The 26,397-nt window shown below is 34.0% G+C and carries 26 protein-coding genes and 2 pseudogenes; 25 read left to right on the forward strand and 3 right to left on the reverse strand.

The genetic code is table 11. The annotated features are described in order from the left end of the window. The first annotated feature begins 36 nt into the window (after positions 1 to 36). Positions 37 to 1,386 carry a glycoside hydrolase family 28 protein gene (locus EAH81_RS16235; protein ID WP_140508986.1) on the forward strand — a complete coding sequence of 450 codons (1,350 nt, stop codon included), beginning with the start codon at positions 37 to 39 and terminating at the stop codon, positions 1,384 to 1,386. Positions 1,387 to 1,738: 352 nt separating this feature from the next. Continuing rightward, positions 1,739 to 2,485, forward strand: coding sequence for a rhamnogalacturonan acetylesterase (locus EAH81_RS16240; RefSeq protein WP_140508988.1), 747 nt, complete (start codon positions 1,739 to 1,741; stop codon positions 2,483 to 2,485). A gap of 163 nt (positions 2,486 to 2,648) precedes the next feature. On the opposite strand, the gene EAH81_RS16245 is transcribed toward EAH81_RS16240, so the two are convergent. Both EAH81_RS16245 and EAH81_RS16250 read right to left on the reverse strand, forming a co-directional pair. Continuing rightward, entirely contained in the window at positions 2,649 to 3,974 is a 1,326-nt protein-coding gene (locus EAH81_RS16245) for a sigma-54-dependent transcriptional regulator (RefSeq protein ID WP_140508990.1), read from the reverse strand. Between the two features lie 5 nt (positions 3,975 to 3,979). Next, positions 3,980 to 5,071 (reverse strand): sensor histidine kinase, encoded by a 1,092-nt coding sequence (locus tag EAH81_RS16250; protein WP_140508992.1) that lies wholly within the window; start codon positions 5,069 to 5,071, stop codon positions 3,980 to 3,982. 545 nt (positions 5,072 to 5,616) lie between these two features. On the opposite strand from EAH81_RS16250, the gene EAH81_RS16255 reads away from it, so the two are divergent. The 6 genes from EAH81_RS16255 (at position 5,617) to EAH81_RS16280 (ending at position 10,723) form a co-directional block, all read left to right on the forward strand. After that, positions 5,617 to 6,156: a YcxB family protein gene (locus EAH81_RS16255; RefSeq protein WP_140508994.1), complete on the forward strand. Its 540-nt coding sequence runs from the start codon at positions 5,617 to 5,619 to the stop codon at positions 6,154 to 6,156. 394 nt (positions 6,157 to 6,550) lie between these two features. Then, positions 6,551 to 7,003, forward strand: coding sequence for a hypothetical protein (locus EAH81_RS16260; protein ID WP_140508996.1), 453 nt, complete (start codon positions 6,551 to 6,553; stop codon positions 7,001 to 7,003). Positions 7,004 to 7,325: 322 nt separating this feature from the next. Further along, positions 7,326 to 7,502, forward strand: a complete 177-nt coding sequence (locus EAH81_RS16265) for a histone H1 (RefSeq protein ID WP_140508998.1) — start codon at positions 7,326 to 7,328, stop codon at positions 7,500 to 7,502. Between the two features lie 132 nt (positions 7,503 to 7,634). Next, on the forward strand, positions 7,635 to 8,702 hold the full coding sequence (locus EAH81_RS16270) for a site-specific integrase (protein WP_140509000.1): 1,068 nt from the start codon (positions 7,635 to 7,637) through the stop codon (positions 8,700 to 8,702). Beyond that, the gene (locus EAH81_RS16275) at positions 8,695 to 9,714 is read left to right on the forward strand and encodes a tyrosine-type recombinase/integrase (protein WP_140509003.1); all 1,020 of its coding nucleotides are present in this window, start codon (positions 8,695 to 8,697) and stop codon (positions 9,712 to 9,714) included. The genes EAH81_RS16270 and EAH81_RS16275 overlap by 8 nt, the downstream gene beginning before the upstream one ends. After that, positions 9,695 to 10,723, forward strand: a complete 1,029-nt coding sequence (locus EAH81_RS16280) for a site-specific integrase (RefSeq protein ID WP_140509005.1) — start codon at positions 9,695 to 9,697, stop codon at positions 10,721 to 10,723. Before EAH81_RS16275 ends, EAH81_RS16280 begins: the two co-directional genes overlap by 20 nt. 141 nt (positions 10,724 to 10,864) lie before the next feature. Here the strand turns inward: EAH81_RS16280 and EAH81_RS16285 are convergent, their stop codons facing one another. After that, positions 10,865 to 12,544 carry an AraC family transcriptional regulator gene (locus tag EAH81_RS16285; protein ID WP_140509008.1) on the reverse strand — a complete coding sequence of 560 codons (1,680 nt, stop codon included), beginning with the start codon at positions 12,542 to 12,544 and terminating at the stop codon, positions 10,865 to 10,867. Positions 12,545 to 12,889: 345 nt separating this feature from the next. Between EAH81_RS16285 and EAH81_RS16290 the strand changes: the two genes are divergently transcribed. The 17 genes and pseudogenes from EAH81_RS16290 to EAH81_RS16370 form a co-directional block, all read left to right on the forward strand. Further along, positions 12,890 to 13,585, forward strand: a complete 696-nt coding sequence (locus tag EAH81_RS16290; RefSeq protein ID WP_140509010.1) for a hypothetical protein — start codon at positions 12,890 to 12,892, stop codon at positions 13,583 to 13,585. 307 nt (positions 13,586 to 13,892) lie between these two features. Beyond that, entirely contained in the window at positions 13,893 to 14,780 is an 888-nt protein-coding gene (locus EAH81_RS16295; protein WP_140509012.1) for a helix-turn-helix domain-containing protein, read from the forward strand. 38 nt (positions 14,781 to 14,818) lie between these two features. Next, complete coding sequence (locus EAH81_RS16300) at positions 14,819 to 16,021, forward strand: hypothetical protein (protein WP_140509014.1); 1,203 nt, start codon at positions 14,819 to 14,821, stop codon at positions 16,019 to 16,021. 94 nt (positions 16,022 to 16,115) lie between these two features. Continuing rightward, positions 16,116 to 16,313 (forward strand): YqaE/Pmp3 family membrane protein, encoded by a 198-nt coding sequence (locus EAH81_RS28135; RefSeq protein WP_140509017.1) that lies wholly within the window; start codon positions 16,116 to 16,118, stop codon positions 16,311 to 16,313. A 225-nt stretch (positions 16,314 to 16,538) separates the two neighbouring features. Next, positions 16,539 to 17,009, forward strand: coding sequence for a hypothetical protein (locus tag EAH81_RS16310; RefSeq protein WP_140509020.1), 471 nt, complete (start codon positions 16,539 to 16,541; stop codon positions 17,007 to 17,009). A 174-nt stretch (positions 17,010 to 17,183) separates the two neighbouring features. After that, positions 17,184 to 17,474 (forward strand): DUF4134 domain-containing protein, encoded by a 291-nt coding sequence (locus EAH81_RS16315; RefSeq protein WP_241676577.1) that lies wholly within the window; start codon positions 17,184 to 17,186, stop codon positions 17,472 to 17,474. 12 nt (positions 17,475 to 17,486) lie between these two features. Next, a complete protein-coding gene (locus EAH81_RS16320) occupies positions 17,487 to 17,801 on the forward strand; it encodes a DUF4133 domain-containing protein (RefSeq protein WP_140509022.1) in 315 nt (104 codons plus the stop codon). A 33-nt stretch (positions 17,802 to 17,834) separates the two neighbouring features. Further along, positions 17,835 to 19,518: pseudogene (locus EAH81_RS16325) on the forward strand (TraG family conjugative transposon ATPase). Positions 19,519 to 19,531: 13 nt separating this feature from the next. After that, positions 19,532 to 20,215, forward strand: coding sequence for a conjugal transfer protein TraI (locus EAH81_RS16330; protein ID WP_140509024.1), 684 nt, complete (start codon positions 19,532 to 19,534; stop codon positions 20,213 to 20,215). A 15-nt stretch (positions 20,216 to 20,230) separates the two neighbouring features. Continuing rightward, positions 20,231 to 20,845, forward strand: a complete 615-nt coding sequence (locus EAH81_RS16335; protein ID WP_140509027.1) for a DUF3450 domain-containing protein — start codon at positions 20,231 to 20,233, stop codon at positions 20,843 to 20,845. Positions 20,846 to 20,856: 11 nt separating this feature from the next. Then, positions 20,857 to 21,492: a TerB family tellurite resistance protein gene (locus EAH81_RS16340; protein ID WP_140509029.1), complete on the forward strand. Its 636-nt coding sequence runs from the start codon at positions 20,857 to 20,859 to the stop codon at positions 21,490 to 21,492. 4 nt (positions 21,493 to 21,496) lie between these two features. After that, positions 21,497 to 22,699 (forward strand): conjugative transposon protein TraJ, encoded by a 1,203-nt coding sequence (gene traJ, locus EAH81_RS16345; protein ID WP_262711758.1) that lies wholly within the window; start codon positions 21,497 to 21,499, stop codon positions 22,697 to 22,699. A 17-nt stretch (positions 22,700 to 22,716) separates the two neighbouring features. Next, positions 22,717 to 23,337 (forward strand): conjugative transposon protein TraK, encoded by a 621-nt coding sequence (gene traK, locus EAH81_RS16350; RefSeq protein ID WP_140509031.1) that lies wholly within the window; start codon positions 22,717 to 22,719, stop codon positions 23,335 to 23,337. A 6-nt stretch (positions 23,338 to 23,343) separates the two neighbouring features. Beyond that, entirely contained in the window at positions 23,344 to 23,610 is a 267-nt protein-coding gene (locus tag EAH81_RS16355) for a hypothetical protein (protein WP_140509033.1), read from the forward strand. Positions 23,611 to 23,614: 4 nt separating this feature from the next. After that, complete coding sequence (gene traM, locus EAH81_RS16360; RefSeq protein WP_140509036.1) at positions 23,615 to 24,919, forward strand: conjugative transposon protein TraM; 1,305 nt, start codon at positions 23,615 to 23,617, stop codon at positions 24,917 to 24,919. 3 nt (positions 24,920 to 24,922) lie between these two features. Beyond that, entirely contained in the window at positions 24,923 to 25,771 is an 849-nt protein-coding gene (gene traN, locus EAH81_RS16365; RefSeq protein ID WP_140509038.1) for a conjugative transposon protein TraN, read from the forward strand. A gap of 29 nt (positions 25,772 to 25,800) precedes the next feature. Next, a pseudogene (locus tag EAH81_RS16370) lies at positions 25,801 to 26,397 on the forward strand (hypothetical protein); the annotation flags it as partial.

A 26,397-nucleotide genomic window follows, 5' to 3' on the forward strand; every position in this document is an offset into this window, starting at 1 on the left:
CTGCCTAATCTGCGAGCAAAAAAAACAGCTACAATTATGAATCTAAAATATTTAATTTTTCTTCTTATCTCATTGACTTCTTTTGATCAGAATAACGAATTTCCGACAGCAAAAGTAGATTCTATTGTCAATAGAATTCAGCTTCCTGTAATTCCTTCATATCAAATTAATGTGTTGAAAATAGGAGCAAAAGGAGATTCTATATTCAACAATAAACGAGCTTTTGACAAAGCAATGGCATTGTGTAAAAAGAACAATGGCGGAACGATTATTGTCCCAAAAGGAATTTATAAAATCAACGGACCAATTCATTTTGTGAGTAATGTAAATCTTAAACTGGAAAAAGAAGCCAAAATTAAGTTTAGCGACAAACCCGAAGATTATTTACCAATGGTTTTAACTAGTTGGGAAGGAACAATGCTTTATAATTACAGTCCGCTAATCTATGCATACGAATGCTCAAATATTGCGATAACTGGCGAAGGAACAATCGACGGAGAAGGAGGTAAGATCTGGAAAAGTTTTAAAGCGAAAGAAGGAAACGGAAAAAATCTGAGTCGGGAAATGAACCATAATTCAGTTCCAATAAAAGACAGAAAGTTTGGAGAAGGTTTCTTTTTGCGTCCGCAAATGATTCAGTTTTTTAACTGCAAAAACATTCTGGTCGAAAATATCCGAATAGAGAATTCGCCTTTCTGGTGTTTGCATTTACTGAAATCACAAAGCGTTACTGTTCGTGGCATTAGCTACAAATCACTAAATTATAATAACGACGGAATTGATCCTGAATATGCAAAAGATGTTTTAATTGAAAATGTCACTTTTGATAATGGCGATGATAATGTTGCCATTAAAGCAGGAAGAGATCATGAAGGAAGAGCAAATTCGGCTACACCAAGTGAAAATATTGTGATCAGAAATTGCAATTTCAAAGGACTTCATGGTGTTGTTATTGGAAGTGAAATGTCTGCCGGAGTTCAAAATGTTTATGTAGAAAATTGTAAAACAGCTGGCTACTTAAAAAGAGGAATCTACCTAAAAACCAATGCAGACCGAGGAGGTTTTATTAAAAACGTTTTTGTTCGAAATATTCAATTCGATGAGGTAGAAGATTGTTTGTATATCACAGCAAATTACCATGGCGAAGGACATGGTTTTCAGTCGGAAATATCAAATATAAATTTTTCGAATATAATATGCAATAAAGCAACAGAATCCGGAATTGTAATTCAGGGTTTTCAAGACAAGAAAATTCGCAATATTACTTTAAACAAGATCGAAATTAAGTGGGCGAAAAATGCAATATCAAATGAAAATGCAGAGAATGTTTTAATGACAGATGTTTTTATTGGAGAAAAAGCAACAGTACCTACAGCGGCTAAATGAGTTTTTTTGAGGTGCAGAGGTTCAAAGCAGCAAAGTTACAAAGGAGCAAAGGAGCAAAGGTGCAGAGGGGTAAAGTTTTTTTGTTTCAAATTCCAAGTTTTAGCGTAAAGTAACCAATCTTGAAAGAGTTCTGAAGGAACAAAATATATTGTAGGGATGTCCCGAAGCTTCGGGATTAATCCGTCCTTCGCAAAGTAAACGTAATCTTGTCATGCCGAAAAACGAGGGATCACACAATGAAACTAATACAAGAAACTAAAAAACAAACAGAAAAAATCTGTTTAAATCTGTAAAATTCGTGTGCCATTAACCACAATCTTGTCATTAAAATATAAAAAATCTAGAAAAAAAAATGAAAATACATTTATTAATAATCTGTCTTATTTCGACCGCTTGTTTTGCTCAAAAAACAACAATATATACTATTGGCGACTCAACAATGGCAAACAAAAAAGATTCGGAACGCAATCCTGAGCATGGTTGGGCACAGGTACTTCAGCCTTTTTTTAAAGAAAATATCATTGTCGAGAATAAGGCTGTAAATGGGCGAAGCACAAAAAGTTTTATTAATGAAAAACGCTGGGATTCAATTTATAAAAAACTGAAAAAAGGAGATTATGTTTTTATTGAATTTGGACACAATGACGAAAAAGCAGAAGATTCGACGCGTTTTACAAATCCACATACAACATATCGTTACAATTTGATTCGGTTTGTAAAAGATACCAGAGCTAAAGGCGCAATACCAATATTATTAACGCCTATAGCCAGACGTAATTTTAATGAAAAAGGCACATTGATACCCACACATGGGGATTATCCTCTTGAAACCCGTTTAGTTGCTCAGGAATATAAAGTGCCATTTATAGATCTGGAATATTACACAGAACTCTTAGAGCAGTCTAATGGACCCGAAAAATCGAAACAATTGCATTTGCATTTTAAAGCAGGCGAAAATCCTTATTATGATAATGATAAAACAGACGATACTCATTTATCTCTGTTAGGCGCAACTAAAATCGCCCAAATTGTAATTGATCAAATAAAATTATTAGAAGACACCTCTCTGGAAAAACTTAAAAAGGCAATTAAAAAGTAGAATGCGAAGATTTATAGATTAAGGATTCCAGAATAAGATTGTAGCAATTATAATTCTACAGATATAAATTACTAAGCATTTAATAATTTTCAAAAAAAGAGAACCAAGTTCTCTTTTTTTGAAAGAGCAATTTTGTATCACTCGAGTATTAATTAAGGTATTATTAAATTATTTTTTGATTTAATGTTTTACGGTCTATCTGCAGGATTTTTGCAGCTTTTGATTTATTATTTCCAACTGCTGTTAATACTTTTGTAATTTGCTCTTTCTCATACTCTTTCAAAGATTTAAAAATTTCGCTTTTTTGGTGAATATGATATTTTAAATGGTCCGGTATACTTTGAATATCAATATTGTCATCACTCATCACAATCATACGTTGAATTATGTTTTCGAGTTCCCGGACATTCCCAGGCCAGGAGTAACGTAATAATATTTCGATAACCTTAGGATTAATTGCAACATCAGGTTTGTTATATTCCGTGGCATATTTTTTTATAAAACTGCTTACGAGTAGCGGAATATCGTCTTTTTTTTCTCTTAAGGGAGTAGTTTTTATATTAACAACATTAATTCTATAATATAAATCTTCTCTAAAAGTACCATTCAAAACCATTTGATACAAATCGTTATTGGTCGCAGTAATTATTCTTGCATTTACCTTCTCAGGATTTGTTGCGCCCACTCGTGTAATCTCTTTTTCCTGTAACACCCGTAATAGCCTTGTTTGTACTGCCATCGAAGCATTGCCAATTTCATCAAGAAATAAAGTACCTCCGGAAGCAGCCTGAAACAATCCAATTTTAGATTCGGATGCTCCTGTAAATGCACCTTTAGTATATCCAAAAAGCTCTGATTCGACTAAGCTTTCCGGGAAACCTCCGCAATTCACAGATATAAAAGGCATATTTTTAAGCGGACCATTAAAATGTATTGCTTTGGCAATAAGTTCTTTACCAGTTCCGCTTTCACCTTCTATTAAAACATTTACTTTATTATTGGTGACCCGTTTTATGGTTTCAACTAAATTTTGATAATGATTTGAAAGTCCAACAATACCGGAAAAGTTGTTTTCTACTTCCGGAGAAGCTTTTGTACTGTTTTTTAAATTAAGATCTGATTTAGTAAAGGAATATTTTATTGCTTTATAAAGTTCTTCGCTGGTAAATGGTTTTATTAAATAATCTAAAGCTCCTGATTTTAAGGCCGTAATGGCATTGTCAAAAGAAGGTAATCCGCTAACGACCAATTTGGGTATAGACGGAAAATGTTCATCAGTATACTTTAATAATTCTACCCCGTTTACTTCAGGCATATTAAGATCAGTGATTAATAAATCTATAGCTGTATATTTTAGTACGTCTATTGCTTCGCTTACAGAAGACGCTTTATAGCTGCGGTAGTTAAATGATTTTAAGTGACGTTGAATTAGGTCCAGCATATCATAATTATCATCTACAATAAGAATGTTCTCTCTTTTTGAATTCATTTTTATTAATTTATAGGTAACTTAATTTTAAAAATTGTTCCATTGGGACGATTGTCCTTTACTATTATCTTTCCGTTGTGACTTCTGATTATTCCTCGTACTACACTAAGACCAAGCCCGGAACCGTCTGTTAATGGTTTTGTAGAAAAAAAAGGTTCGAAAATTTTTTCTTTATAATCATCTGGTATTCCGGAACCCTGATCTTCAATTTTTATAATTATATTTTTTGAATCATTTTCAACAATCGTTCGAATAGTGCTTTTATCAGGAGAGGCATATATTGCATTTATCAACAGATTAAACAAGATTTGAGTAATTTGCACAGCGTCAATTTTTGCGATGAGATTTTGGTTTGTAAAAATCAATTCGCTTTTTATCTCTTTTTTTTGAAAATTTTGTTTTAGAAATGATAAAACAAAAGTGACAATAGGTTTGATTTCAACAGTTTCTAATTTTTGCGGAACTTCACAAGAAAAAAACATTAGTTTTTTTACAATTTCACGAGAATAAATTACTGAGTTTATTACAATAGAAATATCAGAGTCAATTTCGGGATTAGTATTGTTGCTCTTTATTAGTTCTGCAAATCCCAATATATTCCCTAGCGGAGTATTTAGGTCGTGAGCGATACCCGCAGTCATTTCTCCAAGTATAGACAATCTGTCCATCCTTTCGGCACTCCTTTTAAGCTGTAGTTCTTTTGCTAAGTTTTGTGATCTTTCAATATAATTGGCAATCTCTATGGCAATAGCGTTCAAAAGTTGTTGTTCATCCCTAAGAAAATCGTTTTGTGTATGTTTACTTTTTAGATAATGGACCTTGATAAATCCGGCAGTACGCTTCCCAATCTTTATGACACTCATTTGATAAACCGTGTCTAAAGTAATTTTTGAAGTTGATAAATAGTGATTTTCAATAGCTATTTCTGCAATAGCATCTTTGTTAAATCTCCATGCTTTTTTTGTAGATAAAATAAGTTTTTTAAGTATCGTTTTTTCGATGTGATTTGATCTTGATAGAGTCTTTGAAATTTCATAAAGACATGCCAATTCCTTAACCCTTTCTTTGAGTTTTTCTTCTGTTGTGGTAATATTCATTTGTAGGAAATTATTTGTAATCTTTTTAAATTGTAATCAAATGTAATTAAATATTCTAAGTAACATTATTTTTGTTTATGTTTATTTAACTATTTGAAAACAAACTAAATAGACTATGTTTTTAAGTCTTAAAGTGATACTTTTTTAACTTATGAAGGTGTGTTTTTAATTGTTTTTTATGTAGACAAAAGTTTATTTTTATAGATAAAATAAATTTTCGTTTTAAAGCCCAAGTTTTATTTTTTTTTCAAAAAAGACGTAGAAATGTCTATTTAGGATTGTTTTTTTACCTGAATAAAATCTTGTTTTTTACAGTGTTTCTTACTTAGAAAAAAAGGAGTGGAAAAGCATTTTTTTTAACTGTTTGTGGTTTGATGTTTCAGCTTAAAAAAAGTCTTATTCTGGTATTTTAATATCCTGAATAGCTAATTGAAAAATTGTCTTTAAGGTAATTTTGTCTTATAGTTTCGAATTGAATCGGTTTAAAAATCCTTACAATCCTGAATTGATACCAAAAACAAATAATACCTAAACTTAAATATAATATGAATACTTCTAATCTATCATTGATATTTGAATTGAATCTTTCTGAAATACGAAAATTAAATAAAATGTATTTTAAGAACTTCTATAAAGAAAGAATTGCGATCCTATCTTTTATGATGCTGCTTTTTATGATGTTTTTTGATTCTTTCAGCTTAACTGATGATAATGAGTTTATTAAATGGGCAATAAAAAATGTATTACTGGTTTTGGTTTTCTTCCTATTTCAATATTCGATAGTAAATACAATATGTAAAATCATTTTCCAGTTGACCAAAAAGCTATTAAAATTTGATAGGTTCGTTAATAAATATAAATTCAATTTTACTGACTCCTCTATATATGTTCATTCTCCGCTGGGAGAAGTTGCTCACAAATGGAGTAAGATTGAAAAGGCAATTTTGACAAAGGATTTTTTCTTTTTGTATGTAAAAGATAGAAACGGATATATAATCTCAATTTCTAATAAATGCAATGATAGAAATATGAATGAGCTAATCACTTTTGTCGAAAAAAATGTAACGCCCGTGACAAAAGTCTGATAGAACTTAATTAATTCAAGCTGTAGGTTGAAAAACTTAGTGACCTACTTATTAACCCAATGCCATTAAATTAAGCTTTTCTTTAGACAATTAAGACTAAAAAAAATCGCGAAAAGGCGCAAATCCGCCAAGTTTACATACATTTTCTTTGCGATTTTGCGCCTTTGCTCGAGATTATTCGGCAAAGTCCCGATCCCGAAACGTCGGGACGGGATAGATATTTCCTTAATTTAATGACATTGACTTATAACGTTCTAATGCAAATTAAAACTAAAAATTAAAAGAAAAATGTCTTATTCTAATTGTTTTATGTCTTATTAGACCCTATAGTATTTTGATGATCGGCTTAAATTTGCACAGTTTTATTATTAAAATATTTTTAAAAGAATAAAAGATGAAGAAGGAAAAAGTTTTGGTACGAGATAATCAGGGAACATTTTTAAAAATGTTTAAAAGAAAATTCAAAGACGAATTTGAATTTTATGAAAACTCATTTGAAGCTATCAATGAAAATGAAACTGTAGAATTTGATCGTTGTATTTATGTAGTATATAACAAGTCAGAATTTCTTGATTTTTTAAAATTGGATAAAAAAGGTACAAACGTATTAGTTTGCCTATTCGATAAACAATTATATAGCAGCCTAGCTTTTTTAGAAGAACTTAAAAATTTAATTCTTTTAGATGGTTCTAAAAACAAGGCAGAAATCATACAGGATTTAAAATTGTATTTTAAAGAAAAAAAGGATTTCTCGATGCCAGGTACGCCAAAAGTAATTTCTCAAAATTTAAATTCTATAAAATCAAAATTTAACAATTTTGACAGGGCATTGTATTTCTTAATGTAGTTTGTGTGTTTTTTTATATTTTCTATTCTTAATAGAATAGAAACTGTTTGTGCAGGATATATGTTGTTCTATATCCTGCACTTTTTTTGTTTAAAAATGTCATTTTGGTCTCTTGTGAGTCAGTTTGTATTATTTTAAGGACTGTGCTGTAAAAAGATATTTGTTTAGTAAGTATATGATTAATAAAGTGTTATGTTTTTTAAAATACAAATTGTGATGAATCTTTGCTTAAGTAGCGAAAACAGTGATAAATTTAACATCAAATTTGCTGAATCTATCGCTGAAAATTTTATTTTTGCCACTTAATTTAATAAGTATAAGCATGAAAGATCTATTAGTAAAAATCAACGCCGAAATCGACACATTCAAAGCAGAAGCTGAATCTTTAACTGAGAAAGGTGTTAAAGCTGCTGGAGCAAGAGCACGTAAATCAACTTTGGAAATTGAAAAACTTTTAAAAGAGTTTAGAAAAGTTTCTATCGAAAATCAGAAGAAATAAATTATCACAAGTAGATAAACATTTTATTTCAAAACATCCTGACTATACAGGATAACTGTTGATAATCTTGTTTTGATAATCTTCATATATTGATTAGTGGTTACAATGTTGTAGCCACTAAATCAATTAGATATGAATTCAAAACCAATCGATGAGCTGATCCAATCATGCTTGCAGTCTTTAAATGAGACTAGTTACAACAGAGAAGTTACCATGGCGCATAAAAGGCGTTTTACCTTGCTTAAAAGCTTCATGGTTATACACTCAAAAGACCTTTATTTAGGAGAACAAATCCTTTCATTCTTAAAAGTATTTAAGGAAAAGGAACGTATTGCAGATAAAACCTTCTTCAAACACAGCCGGAATTTAAGCTATTTTGCTGTTAGAATGTACCACGATCAGATCGATCTGCATAATTTGAATGGTATCGCGATTAAAGAATTTACTTCGTCCCTAAAAAACTCTAAACTTTATGTGTGTGTTTCTTTGCGGCATTTTCTTAATTATCTGTATGAAAGAAAACTAACAGATATAGATCTGCGCATTCCACTTAATCAAATAAAACGGAAATCATCAATAGAAAAACTCCCTTCAGTATATAGTTTGGAAGAAATTCGTCAAATGGATAATGCTATCAATAGATCAAAGACCATTGGCAAAAGAAATTATGCAATATTCCTTCTTGCTTCGCGTCTAGGATTACGGGCAAGTGATATCTGTTCCTTACAATTTGGCAATTTAGATTGGAATCGCAACACCATTCGTTTTGAACAGTACAAAACAGGGCAAGATATTGAGTTGCCATTACTTCCCGTGGTTGGCGAGGCGATTATTGATTACATATGTTATGGCCGTCCAAAATCACAAATCAAAACTATTTTTCTCAGTGGCATTGCTCCTTTCGGCCCAGTATCGGCTGCCAATATATTTGCCATAATCAATGAAATAATAAGTAAGTCCAAAGTGGAAACAAACAGCAGGCATCACGGATCGCATAGTTTACGGCATAGTTTAGCCTCTCAGTTATTGGAACAAGGTACGCCACTTGCAGTAATATCAGATTCTCTCGGACATAGTAGTAGTGAATCAACCATGTTCTATCTGGGGATAGACGTTAAAGGATTATTGGCTTGTTCACTTGAGGTTCCCTTGGTTCAGGAAAAATTTTATACTCAAAAAGAAGGAGGATTTTATGAATAGTTCAGATAAATTTAGCAGCATCTTTGCTCCTTATATTAGGAGTTATATCAAGGAGAAAGAACTCCAAGATTTAAAAATAGAAAGATACAGAAGTTTCTTATTGGATTTTGATAGATTTTTGTCGAAAACTGCAAAAAATGATCTTCTAATTAATTCTGAAGATATAAAGAGATGGGCAGATACACGTATAAATGATAAAAAGACAACCCTTTATGCGAGGTTCTGTATCATATCGAACTTCTGTCGGTATATGGGTAGTCTTGGTCACGAATGTTATGTTCCTCTTCACCCCAGAAGATCTTTTGAAAGTACAATCACTACAGTGTTTACTCACAGTCAAATACACAATATTTTCGATGCGTGTGATAATATGGTAACAAAAACCCGTTGCCCAAAGAGTATGCTATTTGTCATACCTGCATTAATCAGAACGTTGTACAGTACTGGAATAAGAATAGGTGAAGCCCTTACTATAATGAATAAGGATATTGATTTTAAACGGAACGTTCTTGTAATTAATGATACCAAGAACAACAGGTGCAGAATTGCACCAATTAATGAGTCTCTGGAAAAAGTTCTAAAACAATATATTAAATATAGGGATAAGCTTCCTATATGTGACATTGATCATCCTGATTCTTATCTGTTTGTTTCAACCTTAGGAAAGTCTTGCAGCCATATTCCTGTATATAAATATTTTGTCAGCATTCTTGAAAAATGTGAAATCTATGGCAGTTTTGGAACTAATAACCCTTCACTGCATTCGATCCGGCATACAACAGCGGTACATTCGCTTGTTAAGTTAACTGGTGCAGGAAAGGATTTATATTGCTCCCTGCCTTTACTTTCAGTTTTTTTGGGACACAAGAGTGTTATCGGTACAGAATCCTATGTTAGACTGACTCAGGAAATGTATCCCGAAGTCCTTAAACTGGATATGCACACTACGGATCAAATTTTCGCAGACCTTAACTTAAAACTTCAAAAGAACTATGAAAAAGAGGATAACTGATTTTGCTGAATATTTGGAGGCATTTTTCATTGAATATCTGGGAGCAGAAATAAATGTAAGCAAACATACTGTTCGCTCCTATAGAGATACTTTTGTCCATTTGATCGATTATATGGACAATGTGCAAGGAATATCAGTCAATAAGCTTATGATGAAGGATTTTGATCGTGACATTATATTAGCCTTTTTGAATTGGCTGGAAGAAAAAAGGAACAATAGTATTGCCACACGAAATCAACGCTATGCCGCAATACGTTCGTTTTGTCAATTCTTGGAAAGAAAAGACCCGACAAGATTGGCAACCTGGCAATCAATGCGCTCCATCAGGATAAAAAAGAAAAAGAAACCTTCAGTGAATTATTTAACCGTTGAGGAAATCAGATGCATCTTGGATCAGGTTTCACTAAAGAATAGACATGGACGTCGCAATCTAACAATCCTTACGTTACTTTACGAAACAGGAGCTAGGGTTCAGGAACTAATTGATCTTACACCTGCCAGCATTAGACTTGAAAAACCGGCAATAGTCCGGTTACATGGTAAAGGGAACAAATCTCGAATTGTACCACTAAGAGATCAGATGGTTGAAATTCTCAGAACTTACATTGAAGAAAACCACTTGCTTATTCCTTCAAAGAAAGAACATCCCTTGTTCTTCAACAGTAGTGGGCATAAACTCACAGGATCGGGTATCACATATATACTAAGAACCTATGTAGTGATGGCGCGTACAACAGAACCAGAACTGATACATGAGAAAATTAGTCCACACTGTCTTCGACACTCAAGAGCCATGCATCTACTTCAAGCGGGTGTGAACTTAGTCTATATCCGTGATTTATTGGGACATGTTTCCATCCAAACGACGGAAATATATGCAAAGGCAGATTCAAGATTTAAAAGGGAGGCTTTAGAAAAAGCTTCGGAAAACTTTTTTAATGTGGATATAAAAGAAGCTTCCTGGAATGATGACAAAGAACTGAAATCGTTCTTAAAGGGACTAGCTTAGTATATTATTATGAAAAGCTGTTTTTTAGAGTATCTCTGTAATTAATTGATTATCAAAGATTCTAAAAAACAGCTTGTGATAATTTACTTCTTCTGATTTTCAATATTTACGTCAGACGTAAAAATTAAGTTGTACAAATATTTATATTTTTTCTTTTTTGATTTGCTCAATAAAGTATGTGGCCGAAATTTCTGTTTTTGATAAAAAAGCATGTGCAAATCTCTGAGTACTCGTAAAGCCCGCTTCTTCTGCCAAAGCTGAATTTGAATAACCCCTGAATCTTTTTTCTGTTTTTAAAAGATTGACTAAGTAATCAATTTTTAAGTCATTAATATATTTGGAAAAAGATTTATCTCTGTAATGGGCTATAATGATTGATAAATATTTAGGATTGGATTTAAATCTCACAGCCAGCTTTGACAATGTCAAATCCTTTTCCAGAAATTTTTGATCGTGCTCGAACTTTTTCAATTGCTTTAATATGTTAGCTGCTGTCTCGGGATTTATATCTAATATTTGATTCTTTTCAGATTTTATCTTAGGTTTAGACTTATTGTCAGAATTTATTCTAAGTATCAATTCATCAAACTTTTGTTTATAAAGACGTCTAGTTTTAAGATGCCTGTAGGTTAAAAAAAATGAGATTATAAAAAGTATTATGACAAGACCTATAAAGAAGTATACATGTTGTTTTTCTTTTAAGAATTTGGCATGGATTTTTTCTTTTTCAAATAGTAATTCCTTTGTGTTGTACTCTTTGTGGATTTTACTAACAAGATATTTATAACTCTCATTAAGGTAGTTATCCGCTTTTAGTAATTGATCTATACAGTATAACTGGCCTTCTAGGTTATCTTTGGTTTTATAATATTTTATTAACAACTCGTATACTTCCCGTAAATCCGGATTGATATAACCTTTATCTTTAAATATATGATCGACTTTTTGAAAAAAGGGTAGGGCAAGATCATATTTTTTAAGATGCCAAAAACTTTTTCCTATATAAAAATAAGCTATTGACTCACTGGCCAAATCCTTATTTTTTATGATAATCGGTAAAGCTAGATTAAGATTTGTTATTGCAGTTCTGTAATTGTTTTTAAAGTATTGATTAACTCCTTCAGAATGTGTGAAATATGGATTCATTTCATTGTTGTCTACTCTAATGCTTTCTGAAAACCCCAATGTGTTGGTCTGTGAACATAGCCCATAATTTCCAATTCTGTTATAGCACAGTCCAAGTGAATGGAGAGAATTTAGGTAAGGCCGTGGATTTTTATCTTTAAAATAACCTACACATTCTAAAAGCAAAGATATTGCTTCATCATAGTATCCCAAATAAGTTTTAATTATCGCTATGTTATATTTTGTTTTGTAAATCAAGTATTCATCATTGGTCCTTGAAATGAAATTGTTAGCTATAATATAATTATCCAAAGCATTTTGGAGTTGATTTTTTCCATAATAGATAATTCCTTTAGAGAGATAGGAAGAGCCAACCAGTGCGTACACTTTGGATTTTTTTGCTACATAAATCATGCTGTCGGCATATATTAACTTTAAAGATTCCGGCGACTCATGTAAAATATTTTGATAGCCGTTTATTATCTCTTTCCAATTTTGCTCTTTTTTGGCTTTATGTAGATAAGTATATAAATAAACTGATGCGGTTGCACTATCGCCCCTCAAGTTGTAGATCTTATCATCAAGATAATTGAAGTTTTTATTCTTTAAAGAATCGGGAATTTTGAAATTGCTTTTCTGAGCGTAGATGATTTGTGATATTACACAAAGTAATAAATAGATTTTTTTTTGATTCATATTAGTAGGAGTTTGAGACTAAATATTCCGCTTAGCTCCATTTTTGCCCAAATTTGCAAACCTATCGAGCTGTTAATCAAAGCTTAATATAAAAATAACAAAAAAGAAACATAAGCTATTGAAAAACAAGGGAATAATTTACAAAAAGGCGTGTGGATTTTCAGAAAATCCATAGTTGAATTTCAATAAATCCATACGCAATGTGTTGCACAGAGATTTTTCCACCAATAGATTTGCCTTGAATTCAAAAGCAAAAAGTCTTGGTAAAGTACCAGATAAAAGTTCTGCTTATCCGGGTGAAATGAACTGAGAATAATTTCTCATTCACATTCAAACAAACAAGTCATGAAAAATTTAATATTATACAGCGTATTATTATGTCTATTATTAGCATGCTCAAATGAATCAGATTTAGAAACATCAAAAAATTATAATAAAGGGTCTAAAGAAATCAAGAATTATGTATTTCCATTGAATCCTGCTAATCCTTTCGATGTTAAAGGCAGGAAATATTACGATGAAATTCAATTGTATTTAAAAAATAATAGTGCTCCTAATTCAATAGAAGAAATTACAAATCAAATATTCTATTTATCAAGGAATTATAAGAACAACGATTATCATAAAAATGCAAATTTGGGATATACAGCAGAGGAAATATTGGAGATTTTGAATAATCCATCTGTCAAGCTCTTAGAAATAGTCGAAAATTGTTCCATAAGTACATCAAGCAAATCACAACTTACTCTTTTTGTTGAGACTTTGATTGCCCAGCAAGATGAGGAATATGAAACTATTCGTGACTACATTATTTCTTTTGACGCAGGAATTATCGAAAACACAACTTTAGCCAGCGATGAAAAAGAAACGATTCTGACAGTTTCGACTATTTCAAGTTATGCGTTATATGCAGAAGCCGAACGTAAAGACAGGGACTGGGAAACCTCGGTCGGCCATAAAAAAGTGCAATCTGTCTTCAATCATAACGAAGCTTCAATTGTTTCTGTAATTGCGCTACTAAATATCATTACTAAAAATTGATTAGTATCATCGTCCTTAATGCTTTGAAAATGAAATATCGAAATTTTTTACATACGATCCTTATCATTTTGAACATTGTCAGCCTTTATTTCATCATAGATCTTTTCAGCTATGATGAAATAATAGGTTACGTGCTTAGTGAAGGAAAAAGAAGTTCTGATCCGAGAGATTTGGCCTATCTGCTTTTTGTTACGTCGCTATCTAATCTCTATTTTTTAGCATTTATTATTATGGAACGGGCTTTTGAAAGTAATAACTAACTAATAAAATAGTAAAGTTCTAAGTACTGTTTTGAAATATCAAAAACATGATTAAAGATTTAATAAACATAGAATTAAAGGATCTGCCAATTCCAGGTTTGGACATTCATATTATAAAAAAATATGTTGTCAAGAGTGAACCAGCCGAATCCTTCTTTGTTTCCAATTTTTCCCTGCTACTAATCAAGTCCGGTAAATTTAGGATTCAGCTTAAAGAAATTATTCAGGATTTGTCTGAAAGAGATCTGCTTGTTATTCCCAAAGATTCATTTTGCACATTACTGGAAGTAGAGGGGAAATTGCAATTGTATTTAATATCATTCAGTTCAGAATTTGCTGCCGAAAATGGTCTGCAAAAAAAGCTTGTTGATTCTTTTTATTTTTTTATAGGCAAAACATCATTAAAAATTGCACTTGAAGAGAAAGAATTTTTAGTTCTCTCCTTAATTTACAAACTTATTTATTTTGTAAATAAAGATGCCAAGCAAAATGGTGTTGATGCCGAATTACAGCGGATTAGTTTTAATCTTTTTCTGTATGAGCTGCGACTAATCTACACAAAGTATACCTCTGATACTTCACAACATTTTACAAGAAAAGAGAGCCTAATAATTCGATTTCTTACGATTTTAGCGATTCACTATAAAAAACAACATAATGCGCCGTTTTATGCTGGCGCTCTTTACGTGACAACAGGTCATCTCAACAAAATTGTCAAACAAGTGACCGGTAAAACCGTAAAAAAATTGATAATTGAAACTATTATAAGCGAAGCTGAAAACTTACTTGAGGATCTGCAGTTAACAATTGTAGATATCGCATATGAACTGGAGTTTCCAACAGCAAACAGTTTTAGTGTTTTCTTTAAAAAGCATACTTCAATATCCCCATCTCGGTACCGTTCGAATGCAATGGAAAAGTTTAAAACACGCTAGTTTTTATTGCATTAAATGTCAATTTAAACAATAGTACGATGATTAAAATATATCCTTTAGAGTGGTTAGATAATTTAATACTACAAACCTTAAAACCCGAAAATATAAATAGTACTTCGATAACGAAGCAAGATTTAGCTCTTATAAGTGCGGATCTGTCAAAAGAGTCCAGAAAAATCCAAATCCAAATTAAAAATGAAGTTTTTGCCATGCACAAGAAAAGGCAAATTAGACTTTTAGTCAGGAAATATCATTCCAGTTTTATTTTTCTACTTGACAACATCGTTGAGAGTAAAAACAACCACTTATTTAAAAATGATGAACTGGAAGTTATTGCCGATCTTGTAATCACAAGCTTAGATGGACTTCTTTCGTTTATTGAAGCCAGATTTTCAAGCTTCTTAAGTCTGGACCATCGCGTACCCTTGACTTATACGATGGTATCAAGAAACGAACTTCAGCTGAAAATCAAAAAACTAAAGTCAAAAAAAATAGTTTTTGATACGGATCAAAATATACTGCGGGTTATTATAAACTGTTTAAATCAAGTATTACAATCCCGTACTGGCTATAAAACCACTTATCGACATCTTCTTTATCAGAAAGAGCTACTGCGAAAAATTGAAGAATTTGATTTTTCGAAAGAAAGTGATATTTTCTTCACTGCGTTTGATGAGCTTCTAATTGAAGCTAATTTTAACGGTTTGGATTATGTTCATTCTCTGAGTAACCGAATAAATGCCAGGTTACAGATTCAGCGAAATTTAAAGGACCATATGAATGAATTGTTATATTTATTTAAAGAGTTTAATCAATTATATTCCTGTGAAAAATTCAGTTTCGATCCCAGTCAAAAGAATATTAAAGAATCTCTAAGTGTATGGTTCGGACATGAAATTGATTACCTGAAGCAAAAGATGGAATTGTCTGGAGATCTTAATACTGCAGATACTTTACCGCAGACAGAGCAGAAAGATGAATTAACACAAAGCAAAATCGAATGTATTTTATCTTCCGATCAAATTGCTCTTATACTTCGTGCAAGCGATGAATCTCGTATTCTAAGAGCCAAATCGATGAGCCACGTTTTTAAAACAATTGTACCTCACTTATCTACACCTTTTAAAAAAGATCTTTCTTATCAATCAGTTAGAAGTAAGTCATACAATGCCGAGGAAAGGGATAAGGAGATAGCAATCGAAATACTTGAGAAAATTATAACTAAAATTCAATCGTACTGACATTCTTAATCAGTACGTAATATAAAAGAAAAAACTACTATGACTAGAGTAACAAATTTTATTATCCACGACATATTACTAAATAAGATAAATTATGACACTAATTGCAATATTTTTCCCGTGTGTTTCTTTTCTTTTAAGAGGAAAGATTTTTACAGCAATTATTTGCTTGATTCTTCAAATTACATTAATCGGATGGATTCCCGCAGCAATTTGGGCGGTAATCTCATTGCAGAATTCCCGTGCAGATAAACGCAACAATAAACTGATAAAAAGTTTAAGAAGTAAATAAGATATTTAGAAAATTACAACTTTAGGCTTACAAAACAATAATTGATTGTTTTGTAAGCCTTTTTTTGTTGTAAAATTTTAAGGGTACAAAAAGGGTACAGAAAAAGTTGTACTTGTAGTAGTTTAATCTTAGTCGTTCCTTTGACTTGTAGAATAAATCATATCCAATTTTAAGATAATGATTTACATAGACGAGCTGAATGTTGAATGATAAATGATGATGACTATGTTTACAAATGTTTCATGGGGCAGCTACCTTACTGCTGTGGGTATATTACTATTGATCTGGTATTTGGTATTAATACTGAAATTTTATAGTAGAGATTTACGGAAACTTTTCTCGGGAGAGAAGAAACTCAATTTTCCTCTAGTTAAAAAAACTTCTAACAAACTTGAAAGCCAAAGACACCAAAAGTCTTTGTCTTCCTCTTTTTCAGAATCGTTTGATACTTTAGAAGATGCTGAGGAACTCTCCACCCGTATAGTACAGGTAGTAGAAGAAAGCTCTCAAATGAGCTTATCAAAAGAACAATTTCAAAATTACCTTAAAATGGTATTGGAAGAATACCCATACGTGAAGATCTCTTCTTTACGTGAAAACATAAGCAATCTAATAGTCTCTGAAAGCGAAAAACACCCGCAGTTCTATTTAACGTTTGACCAGGCGGATACTCTGTGGGAAGAGACTATTTCCTAAAATTCAGCGGAGGAATAATCCCTGTTCTCTCTGGTGCGGTATGGCTTTATGTGACAGGAAAAAGAGTTGCAACGGCGATATTCCTCTGCTTTTTAAAATTGATATAAACTTTAAAAATGATTTGTGATGAGAAAATGCTGGTGGAAATTAAAGGAATTAGACGAAGAAAAAGTAATGTCATATTGCATTCTTGCATTGATGTTAGTATACGAGACGAGAATTTATGCGCAGGATGGTGTAGCCGGAATTAACGAGGCGAACCAAAAAGTAAGGAGTTATTTTGATGCAGGGACAGAACTTATGTATGCTGTTGGTGCTATACTGGGTCTTATAGGAGCGGTTAAGGTTTATCAGAAATGGAATGCGGGAGATCCTGATACAGGTAAAGTAGCCGCCGCCTGGTTCGGCAGCTGTGTGTTTCTAGTTGTGGTAGCCACAGTAATTAAATCCTTCTTCGGGGTTTAAAGACAAGATCTTATGAGTAACAGTGTTTACCAGATCAACAAAGGAATCAATCAGAGTATAGAATTTAAAGGCTTGAAGGCTCAGTACATATGGTATTTGGGAGGGGGTGTTGTATCGCTTATGATTCTTTTTGCAGTGATGTACATTATTGGTCTGCCTTCATTATTGTGTGTTGGTTTTATCGGGACTGCAGGTACTTTTCTTGTTTTTAAAATATACAAAATGAGTAACCAGTACGGAGAATACGGCATGATGAAGGCGCTGGCCAAAAAGCAGGTTCCAAAATGTATAAGAGTTTACAGCAGGGCTATTTTTTTACAGATATAGTTATAGAACGTTAATAATGAAAATGAAGGGGAGATGGAAAAGAGGATGGAAGATTTACTGCCTATTATGGCAGTGGAGCATGACTGTATTTTATCAAAGCAGGGCGATATAACTATTATTTTCAAGGCTGAGCTGCCTGAGATTTTTACTTTGTCTGATCAGGAATATGAAGCTTTTCATCAGTCGTGGATAAAGGCAATAAAAGTGCTTCCAAAATTCTGTGTTTTTCACAAGCAGGACTGGTTTTTAGAAAAGAGTCACAAAGCTGATTTTACGAGTGATGACAGCAGTTTTTTAACCCGGAGCAGTGAGCGGTTTTTTAATGAAAGACCGTTTTTGGATCATTCCTGTTACATCATGCTGACAAAGAAACCGCTGGGAAGAAAGAATTCAAGTTCGCTTTTCTCAAATCTACTTAGGCGTTCGATAGTACCGGAGGAAACTTTGAAAGCACAGCTGTTACAGGATTTTATTGACTGTACAGGCCAGTTTAAAAGAATTATGGAAGACAGCGGTTTTGTCAAACTTACCCGATTGAAAAATGATGTGCTTCGAAGCGAGAGCAGAAAATTGGGACTCATAGAAAAGTACTGTTTTTTATCCGAGAGCGAAGATTCATTTGTGTTTAAAGATATCAAATTTGATGAAGGGTTAGCGGTCGGTGATAAACACTGCCAGCTTTTCACACTTGGGGACGCGGCTGATCTGCCGGCCTTGTGTGGTTCGAGAATCAATTTTGACCGCTATTCCACTGATAAAACCAAATTCAGTGTTGGATTTGCATCAACTCTAGGACAGCTTTTATCCTGCAATCATATTTATAATCAATATCTGTTTATAGAAGACGCCCAAAAGACTATTCAAAAACTGGAAAGCAAAAGATTAAGGCTTCAGTCTTTGTCGGCATACAGTAGAGAGAATATGATTGCCAGAGATGCAACGAATGATTTTCTGAACGAAGCGGTATCCCAGCAAAGACTTCCGGTCAAAGCACATTTTAATGTCTTGGCTTGGAGTACAGAAAAGGAAGAACTGAAGGATATTAAAAACAAAGTATCATCAGCATTGGCACAGATGGACGCAGCAGCCAAGCAGGAAACAGTCGGCGCTGCGCAGATTTTCTGGGCAGGGATGCCGGGCAATGCGGCAGATTTTCCAATGAATGATACTTTTGACACTTTCACCGAGCAGGCAGTATGTTTCCTGAATATGGAAACAGGTTACAGGTCTTCACTCAGTCCTGTCGGTATCAGACTTGGGGACGTCCGAATACATCAAGTATTTGTTCAAGACCGTGCGGAAATTTTTTGGGGAGGCTATTGTAGTTACTCAGGAGGTTGAAGATATTATTTCCTCGCCAGTTGTCAAACAGGCCATTATCAATAACAGTGACTGCAAGATCCTGCTGGACCAAAGCAAGTACCAGAATAAATTTGATCAGATACAGGAACTGTTAGGACTGACCGAAAAAGAAAAGGCATTGGTGCTATCGGTTAATAAAGCGAATGATCCTGATAAGAAATACAAGGAAGTCTTTATTTCGCTGGGGAGTATGCTTTCAAAAGTGTACCGAACAGAAGTTTCACTTGAGGAATATTTGGCCTATACAACCGAGGAAAGCGAGAAAGTGAAAATGAATGCCTATGCCCAAAAGTTTGGAGGCGACATCAAAAAAGGAATCGCCGCTATGGCCCGCGATATAAGAAACGGAAATTAAATGAAAAGGAAAAATGAAAACAAAAATAATTACGTGCATAATCTGTCTATTGCTAATCAGCACGCCGGTTAGACCAGCTGAAAAGACAGCTGCACTGCCAATACTGGAAATAGTAAAAGCGGTCACCAAAAAAGTGATAAAAGCAATTGATCTTAGGATTCAGAAACTTCAGAACAAAACGATCTGGCTTCAGAATGCCCAGAAGAAGATAGAGAATGTACTTTCTAAATTAAAGCTGGATGAAATTTCGGATTGGACTAAAAAGCAGAAAGAGTTGTATAAGGGCTATTATGAAGAACTGGCAAAGGTGAAATCGATTATAACCTATTACCATAGGATAAAAGATATTACCAAGAAACAGACAAGACTGGTAGAAGAATATGAAAGAGCCTGGAATTTATTCAAACAGGATACTCATTTTAAAGACAGCGAGATTCAGTATATGGAGCGTGTTTATTCGGGCATTTTGGAAGAAAGCGTGAAGAATATCGACCAGATCTTTTTAATACTGGATTCTTTCAGCACACAGATGAGCGATCTGAAAAGGCTCGAAATCATTAATGAAGCTGCAGATCAGATAGATGCCAATTACGATGATCTCACTCTTTTTAATCAGCAGAATGTGATGCTTAGTCTTCAGAGAGCCAAAACAGAGGCAGATGTAAATCAGGTCAAACAATTTTACGGAATTCCGTAATTACATGAAAATATCATGAAAAAAATAATCTCATTATCCTTGATCGTGCTGTTTATGCATCAGGGAATTCAGGCGCAGGCCAAACAGAGAAAGGAATTGCTTTTGCAGATCGCTGCTCTTCAGGTTTATATTGATTACGCCAAAAAAGGATATTCAGTTGTGTCAAAAGGACTGAATTTTATTGGCGATGCAAAGAGGGGAGAAGTGAATCTTCATGGTGATTATTTTACTTCTCTACTGAAGATTAATCCAAAGGTTAAGAACTATTATAAGACAGCAGAAATTCTCTCGATGCAGTTTAAAATTATGAAAATCTGTAAAAGAACTTACAGTGATCTTAAGTCAAGTGATTTATTTCATGGTGATGAACTGGATTACATCGAGCGTTCTTTTGAAAAACTGCTTGAGAACTGTATTGATACCCTTGACCAGCTTTTGGTTATTACCACCGATTCCAAACTGGAACTTAAAGACGACCAAAGGATCGAGCGTATTGATGCGCTGCACAAAATGATGCTGGAGGATTATAATTTCTGTTTGTCTTTCAGCAATGAAGCGAAACTTCTGTCTTTATCAAAGAACCGTGAAAAAGGAGATGTCCGAAATGCAGGAGCTATCTATGGATTATAAAATAAAAAGCGATGAAAAAAATATTGATTTTAATATTGACAATCTCCATGACAATTGTTTCCAACAAAGCAAATGCACAGTCAGCAGAGATCCAGCAGCTCATCCTGAACATTGAAAAACTCTCCCAGTTTAAAAAGATCTTGAGCGATATGAAAAAGGGTTATGAACTTCTTTCCGGCGGCTATAAAACAGTCAAGGATATCTCAGAAGGAAATTTCAGCCTGCATAAAACTTTTCTGGATGCCCTTATGCAGGTGAGCCCTGTTGTGAAAAATTACAAAAGGGTAGAGGATATCATAAATTTTCAGATGCTGCTGATGAAGGAAAGCAAAAATGGACTCAATCGGTTTGTAAAGAGCGGCAACTTTAGCGAAAAGGAAATCAGCTATTTTGAAAAGGTTTATGGAAATCTTCTGAGCCAGAGTTTAAGAAATCTCGATGAACTCACAATGGTTATAACAGCTGACAAGCTCAGGATGTCGGATGATGAAAGGCTCCAAGCGGTTGATGATATTTACGTGCAGATGCAGGATAAGCTTTTGTTTCTCAGAAACTTTAATGTGTCATCAAACTTGCTGGCGTTGCAAAGAGCTAAAGAAGCGAAGGATGTTTATGCTTCCAAAGAACTTCAGGAACTAAAAAACTAAAGCGATGAACATTTTTAAATCTTGCAAAACGGTTCTTTTCATAACCGTCGCATTTTTAATGCCTTTTTTTATCCATGCACAAGGTCTTGGAGATAATATGCAGAGCCTTCATTCCGTTTTGGACCAGTTGTATGACGAGATGATGCCATTGTGCAGTAATCTTTTAGCAGTCGGGCAGGGAATAGCCGGATTCGGGACAATTTGGTATATAGCTTCCAGGGTATGGAGGCATATTGCCAACGCCGAACCCATTGATTTTTATCCACTTTTCAGGCCTTTTGTAATTGGGTTCTGTATTATGATTTTCCCTTCGGTATTAGCGCTTATTAATGGAGTGATGAAACCCACAGTTACAGCAACTGCTGCTATGGTTACAGGATCGAACAATGCTATTGCAGTTCTTCTCAAAGAGAAAGAAAAGGCCATCAAAGAAACTGATCCGTGGAAGATGTATGTAGGGGAGGCGGGAACTGGAGATCGGGATAAATGGTATAAGTATACCCATGATGAAGATCCTTCCAATGAGAGCATGCTGGCCGGAATCGGCAACGATGTCAAATTTGCAATGGAAAAAGCTTCCTATAATTTTCGAAACTCTGTCAAGGAATTTATGAGTGAAGTGCTAAGAGTTTTATTTGAAGCCGCGGCATTGTGCATTGATACGCTCAGGACATTCCAATTGGTGGTGTTATCTATTTTGGGACCTCTTGTGTTTGGAATCGCAGTTTTTGATGGCTTTCAGCATACGCTAACGGTATGGCTGGCAAGATATATCAACATTTACCTGTGGCTTCCTGTTGCCAATATTTTCGGAAGTATTATAGGGAAAATTCAGGAACTGATGCTAAAACTGGATCTGTCACAGGTGCAGGCAACAGGAGACACCTTTTTCAGCAGGACCGATATGTCTTACTTGATTTTTATGATTATCGGAATCATAGGATATTTTACAGTTCCATCGGTTGCCAACTATATAGTCCACGCTGCCGGAGGAGGCGCCTTAGGTCAGAAAGTTACCGGACTCTTTAGTAATTCAACCAGTTCAGTAGTTTCCAAAACATCAATGGGAGCCGGTATGGTGATGGATTCAATGGGAAATGCAGCAGGGCGGATGTCTCAAAGCATGTCATCATCGACAGGAAGTGCTCCTTATTTTGAGGAGAAAGGAAACTATATGAGCGACAGGCTTAAAGGGAATTCAAAATAATCAAAAAAAATCTGCTCATGTTTACCAAAATGAAAAATATTGATACCGCTTTTAAATATGTCAGAGGCTTTACGATGCTGGTTATTGTGGGATGTATTATGATATGCTGTTATACACTTTATAAAAGTTTTGAGTCGGTAACCCAGATGCAGGATAAGGTTTATATACTGGCAAATGGCAAAGCGCTCGAAGCTTACGCGTCGGAGAGAAAGGATAATGTACCGGTGGAAGCAAGAGATCATGTAAAGACATTTCACAAGTTTTTCTTTACCCTTGATCCTGATGATAAAGTTATTAAAACCAACGTTACAAAAGCGCTTTATCTGGCTGATGACAGTGCTAAACGGATTTATGATGACCTGAAAGAAAACGGATTTTACTCCGGAATTATCTCGGGCAATATTAGTCAGACCATTCAGATTGACAGTATCGCGATTGATACCGGTGAATATCCGTACCGGTTTAAATGTTTTGCAAAACAGAATATTATAAGAACAACCAGTATTTTGAAAAGAAACCTTGTAACAGAGGGAAGTCTTCGCAATGTTTCAAGGAGCGATAATAATCCCCACGGCTTTTTAATCGAACGCTTCAATACCATCGAAAACAAAGATCTAACGGTTGAGAATAGAAAATAGACGTTGATGAAATCATTATTCAAAAAACAGGAAACTCCTTTTGTGTATCACAGGTATTATCATTCTGCACAGACAAAATGGGCCCAGAAAATGGATGTACTAGTAAATGGTCTTTCCAGAAGAAAGCTTATCTGCCTTCTGATTTCATTTACCATTCTAACAGGAAGTTACTTTATCTATAACATTTATACAGCATTTTCAAAAAGTGATTTTCCAACCGTTCAAAAGACAGCTGTCATTTCAAAAATTAGAACTACCAATTTTAAAAAGTAAAATTATGGAACATAAAACAATATCAATCAAAGAATCCAAAAAGCGAAAAATGCTTTTGGTTATGCCCCTTATAACACTTCCTTTCATCACTATTCTCTTTTACACTTTGGGAGGAGGTAGAATGGAAGCGATGGGAGGTAAAAATGAAGTCAAAAAGGGATTTAATTTTAATCTGCCTCTTCCAAAATTTAAAGAAGATTCAGCACTTGATAAAATGAGTTATTATGATCAGGCAGCAGTAGATTCTATTAAACTTCAGGAACAGATTAAAAAAGATCCTAATTATTCCAATCAAAAAACAGTACAAGAATCTATAGGAGAGTTTTCAGATACGGATTTTGAAGTTCAACGATTTCAAAAAGGCAAAACAGGTTTTAATTCGTCATCATTTCAAAACAGGAACGAGCAGAAAGTTTACCAAAAACTGCAGGCACTTCAAAAAGCAATCAGCCAGCCTGCAATAACCGACAATTATGGTCAGGACATGAGAGAGTTTGAAAACTACGGCTCATCAAAAGGCGTTTCCGATGAGGTAAAGAACTTAGAGCAAATGATGAGTAAGATGGGAGAATCACAGGAACCTGACCCGGAACTCAAACAGCTTGGAGGAATGCTTGAGAACATACTTGATATTCAACACCCATCGCGTGTGCAGGAAAGACTAAAACAGTCTTCAGATAATGAAAAAGGAAAAATCTTTACGGTTAACCGTAAAAAAGAAGAAGATAATACAACATCGCTTCAGAAGGATAATTCTATCTCAAGTTCTTTAAAGAGTAATTCTTTTTATACAGCTGATGAGAGTCTGGAGCACGAGGAGAAAGAGCAAAATTCAATAGAGGCAGTGATCCATGAAACTCAGACCATCGTCAACGGGTCTGTGGTCAAGCTCAGACTAAGCAGTGATATATCTCTGCAAGGCACTATGATTCCCAAAAACACATTTTTATACGGAATAGCATCTTTGAAAGGGGAGAGGCTGGAAGTTAAAATCAACAACATTCAGTTTCGAAATTCAATTTTTCCGGTGGAATTAACGGTGTATGATATGGATGGTATTGCCGGGATTTATATTCCAGGTGCTATCAACAGGGATGTAGCTAAGGCTTCCGCTGACCGTTCTATTCAGACATTAGGGCTGACCGGAGTTACGGATTCTTGGGGAGCGCAGGCGGCCGGGATGGGAATTGAAGCAGCGAAGACCCTGATGAGTAAAAAAGTGAAACTGATTAAAGTGGTTGTTAAAGCCGGTTATCAGGTACTGCTGTATGATGAGAAGCAAAATAATATGAACAATTATAAAAATTAAAAGATGAAAATTAGAAATTGGATTTTTATGTTATGCTGTTTGCTGACAATGCTATCAGGCTATGCACAGTTTGTGAATAAAAAAATAGGTTTGAATCAGGAAGAGTTTAAAAATCTTCACATAGGATATTCGAAAACTACCAGTATCGTTTTTCCATATGCTATTAAAAGTGTCGACAAGGGAAGTCCGGATGTTTTAATGCAGAAAGCCAAAGGAGTTGAGAATATTTTACTGGTCAAAGCGGCAAAGGAGAATTTCAATCAGACCAACCTCACTGTAGTGACAGCTGACAATAGGCTGTATGTATTTGTTCTGAACTATGATGAATCCTGTCCTGATTTAAATATTAAAGCCGATAATACAGCTGTTGTAAGTGGGAATATTTTGTTTTCAATGGAGAATGATAATCAAAAGAAAATTGAGCAGTATGCAAGCCTCGCTTTGTCTAAAAAGAAAAAATTAGAAGGACTAAAACGTTCAAGATTTGAAATGAAACTGGATGTTACAGGAATATTCATTCATCAGGATATATTGTACTTCAGACTTTTGCTGGGCAATAATTCAAAAATTAATTATGAGATCGACCAGCTGAGGTTTTTTATAAGGGACCGCAAGAAATCAAAGCGCACCGCATCCCAGGAAATAGAAGTAATGCCTTTGTATACAACTTCTGCCTCTTCATTAATTCCGGACAAATCTGAAGTGAATATAGTTTATGCCGTATCCAAATTTACGATCCCCGAAAAGAAATACCTCACTATACAGCTTATTGAAAAAAATGGAGGCAGGCATATAGAAATAGATGTTAAGAATAACGATCTAATAAATCTGGATGTTCTAAACAGCTTATAAATGAGTAATAACTAAAAAAAATAATTGTCATGAATCAGAAAAATTTAGAATTCTTGAAAGATCAGCTGAAATATACCGGCTTTGGAGAAACGTTCGACCAGGACTTGAAGGAGAAAATGCTTAAAGGAGAAACAGAATTTAAGCTTATGAAGGAAGGTGTCTATGGAACAGATTCCATGACTGCAGTGCTGAATTTTAAAAAATCAGATCAAAGCGATTTGTATTTTTTTAATTCCTATCATGTAAACCTTAAAAAAGAAGATTCCAAACAAGGACTGGAACAGACTTTTTATATTAATAACAACAGCAGTAATATTACCCTTAAAGAAGCTTATAATTTAATGGAAGGCCGCTCGGTGAATAAAGACCTGAAAACAAGGGAAGGTGAAGTTTATAACGCGTGGCTGAAATTAAATTTCAAAGAAAGCGACGGCAATTCAAACTTCAAATTGGATCACTACCACCAAAATTACGGTTACGATCTGGAAGCAAGTCTTGAGAAACATTCAATTAAAGAACTTAATACTCCAAAGTACAAAGAAGATCTTTTAAACTCGCTAAAAAAAGGAAACCTGCAGTCTGTAACTTTTGTTGTAGCGGGCGTGGAAAGCAAGATGTACGTAGAG

The sequence above is a fragment of the Flavobacterium pectinovorum genome, from assembly GCF_006438875.1.
Classification (GTDB): Bacteria; Bacteroidota; Bacteroidia; order Flavobacteriales; family Flavobacteriaceae; genus Flavobacterium; species Flavobacterium pectinovorum_A.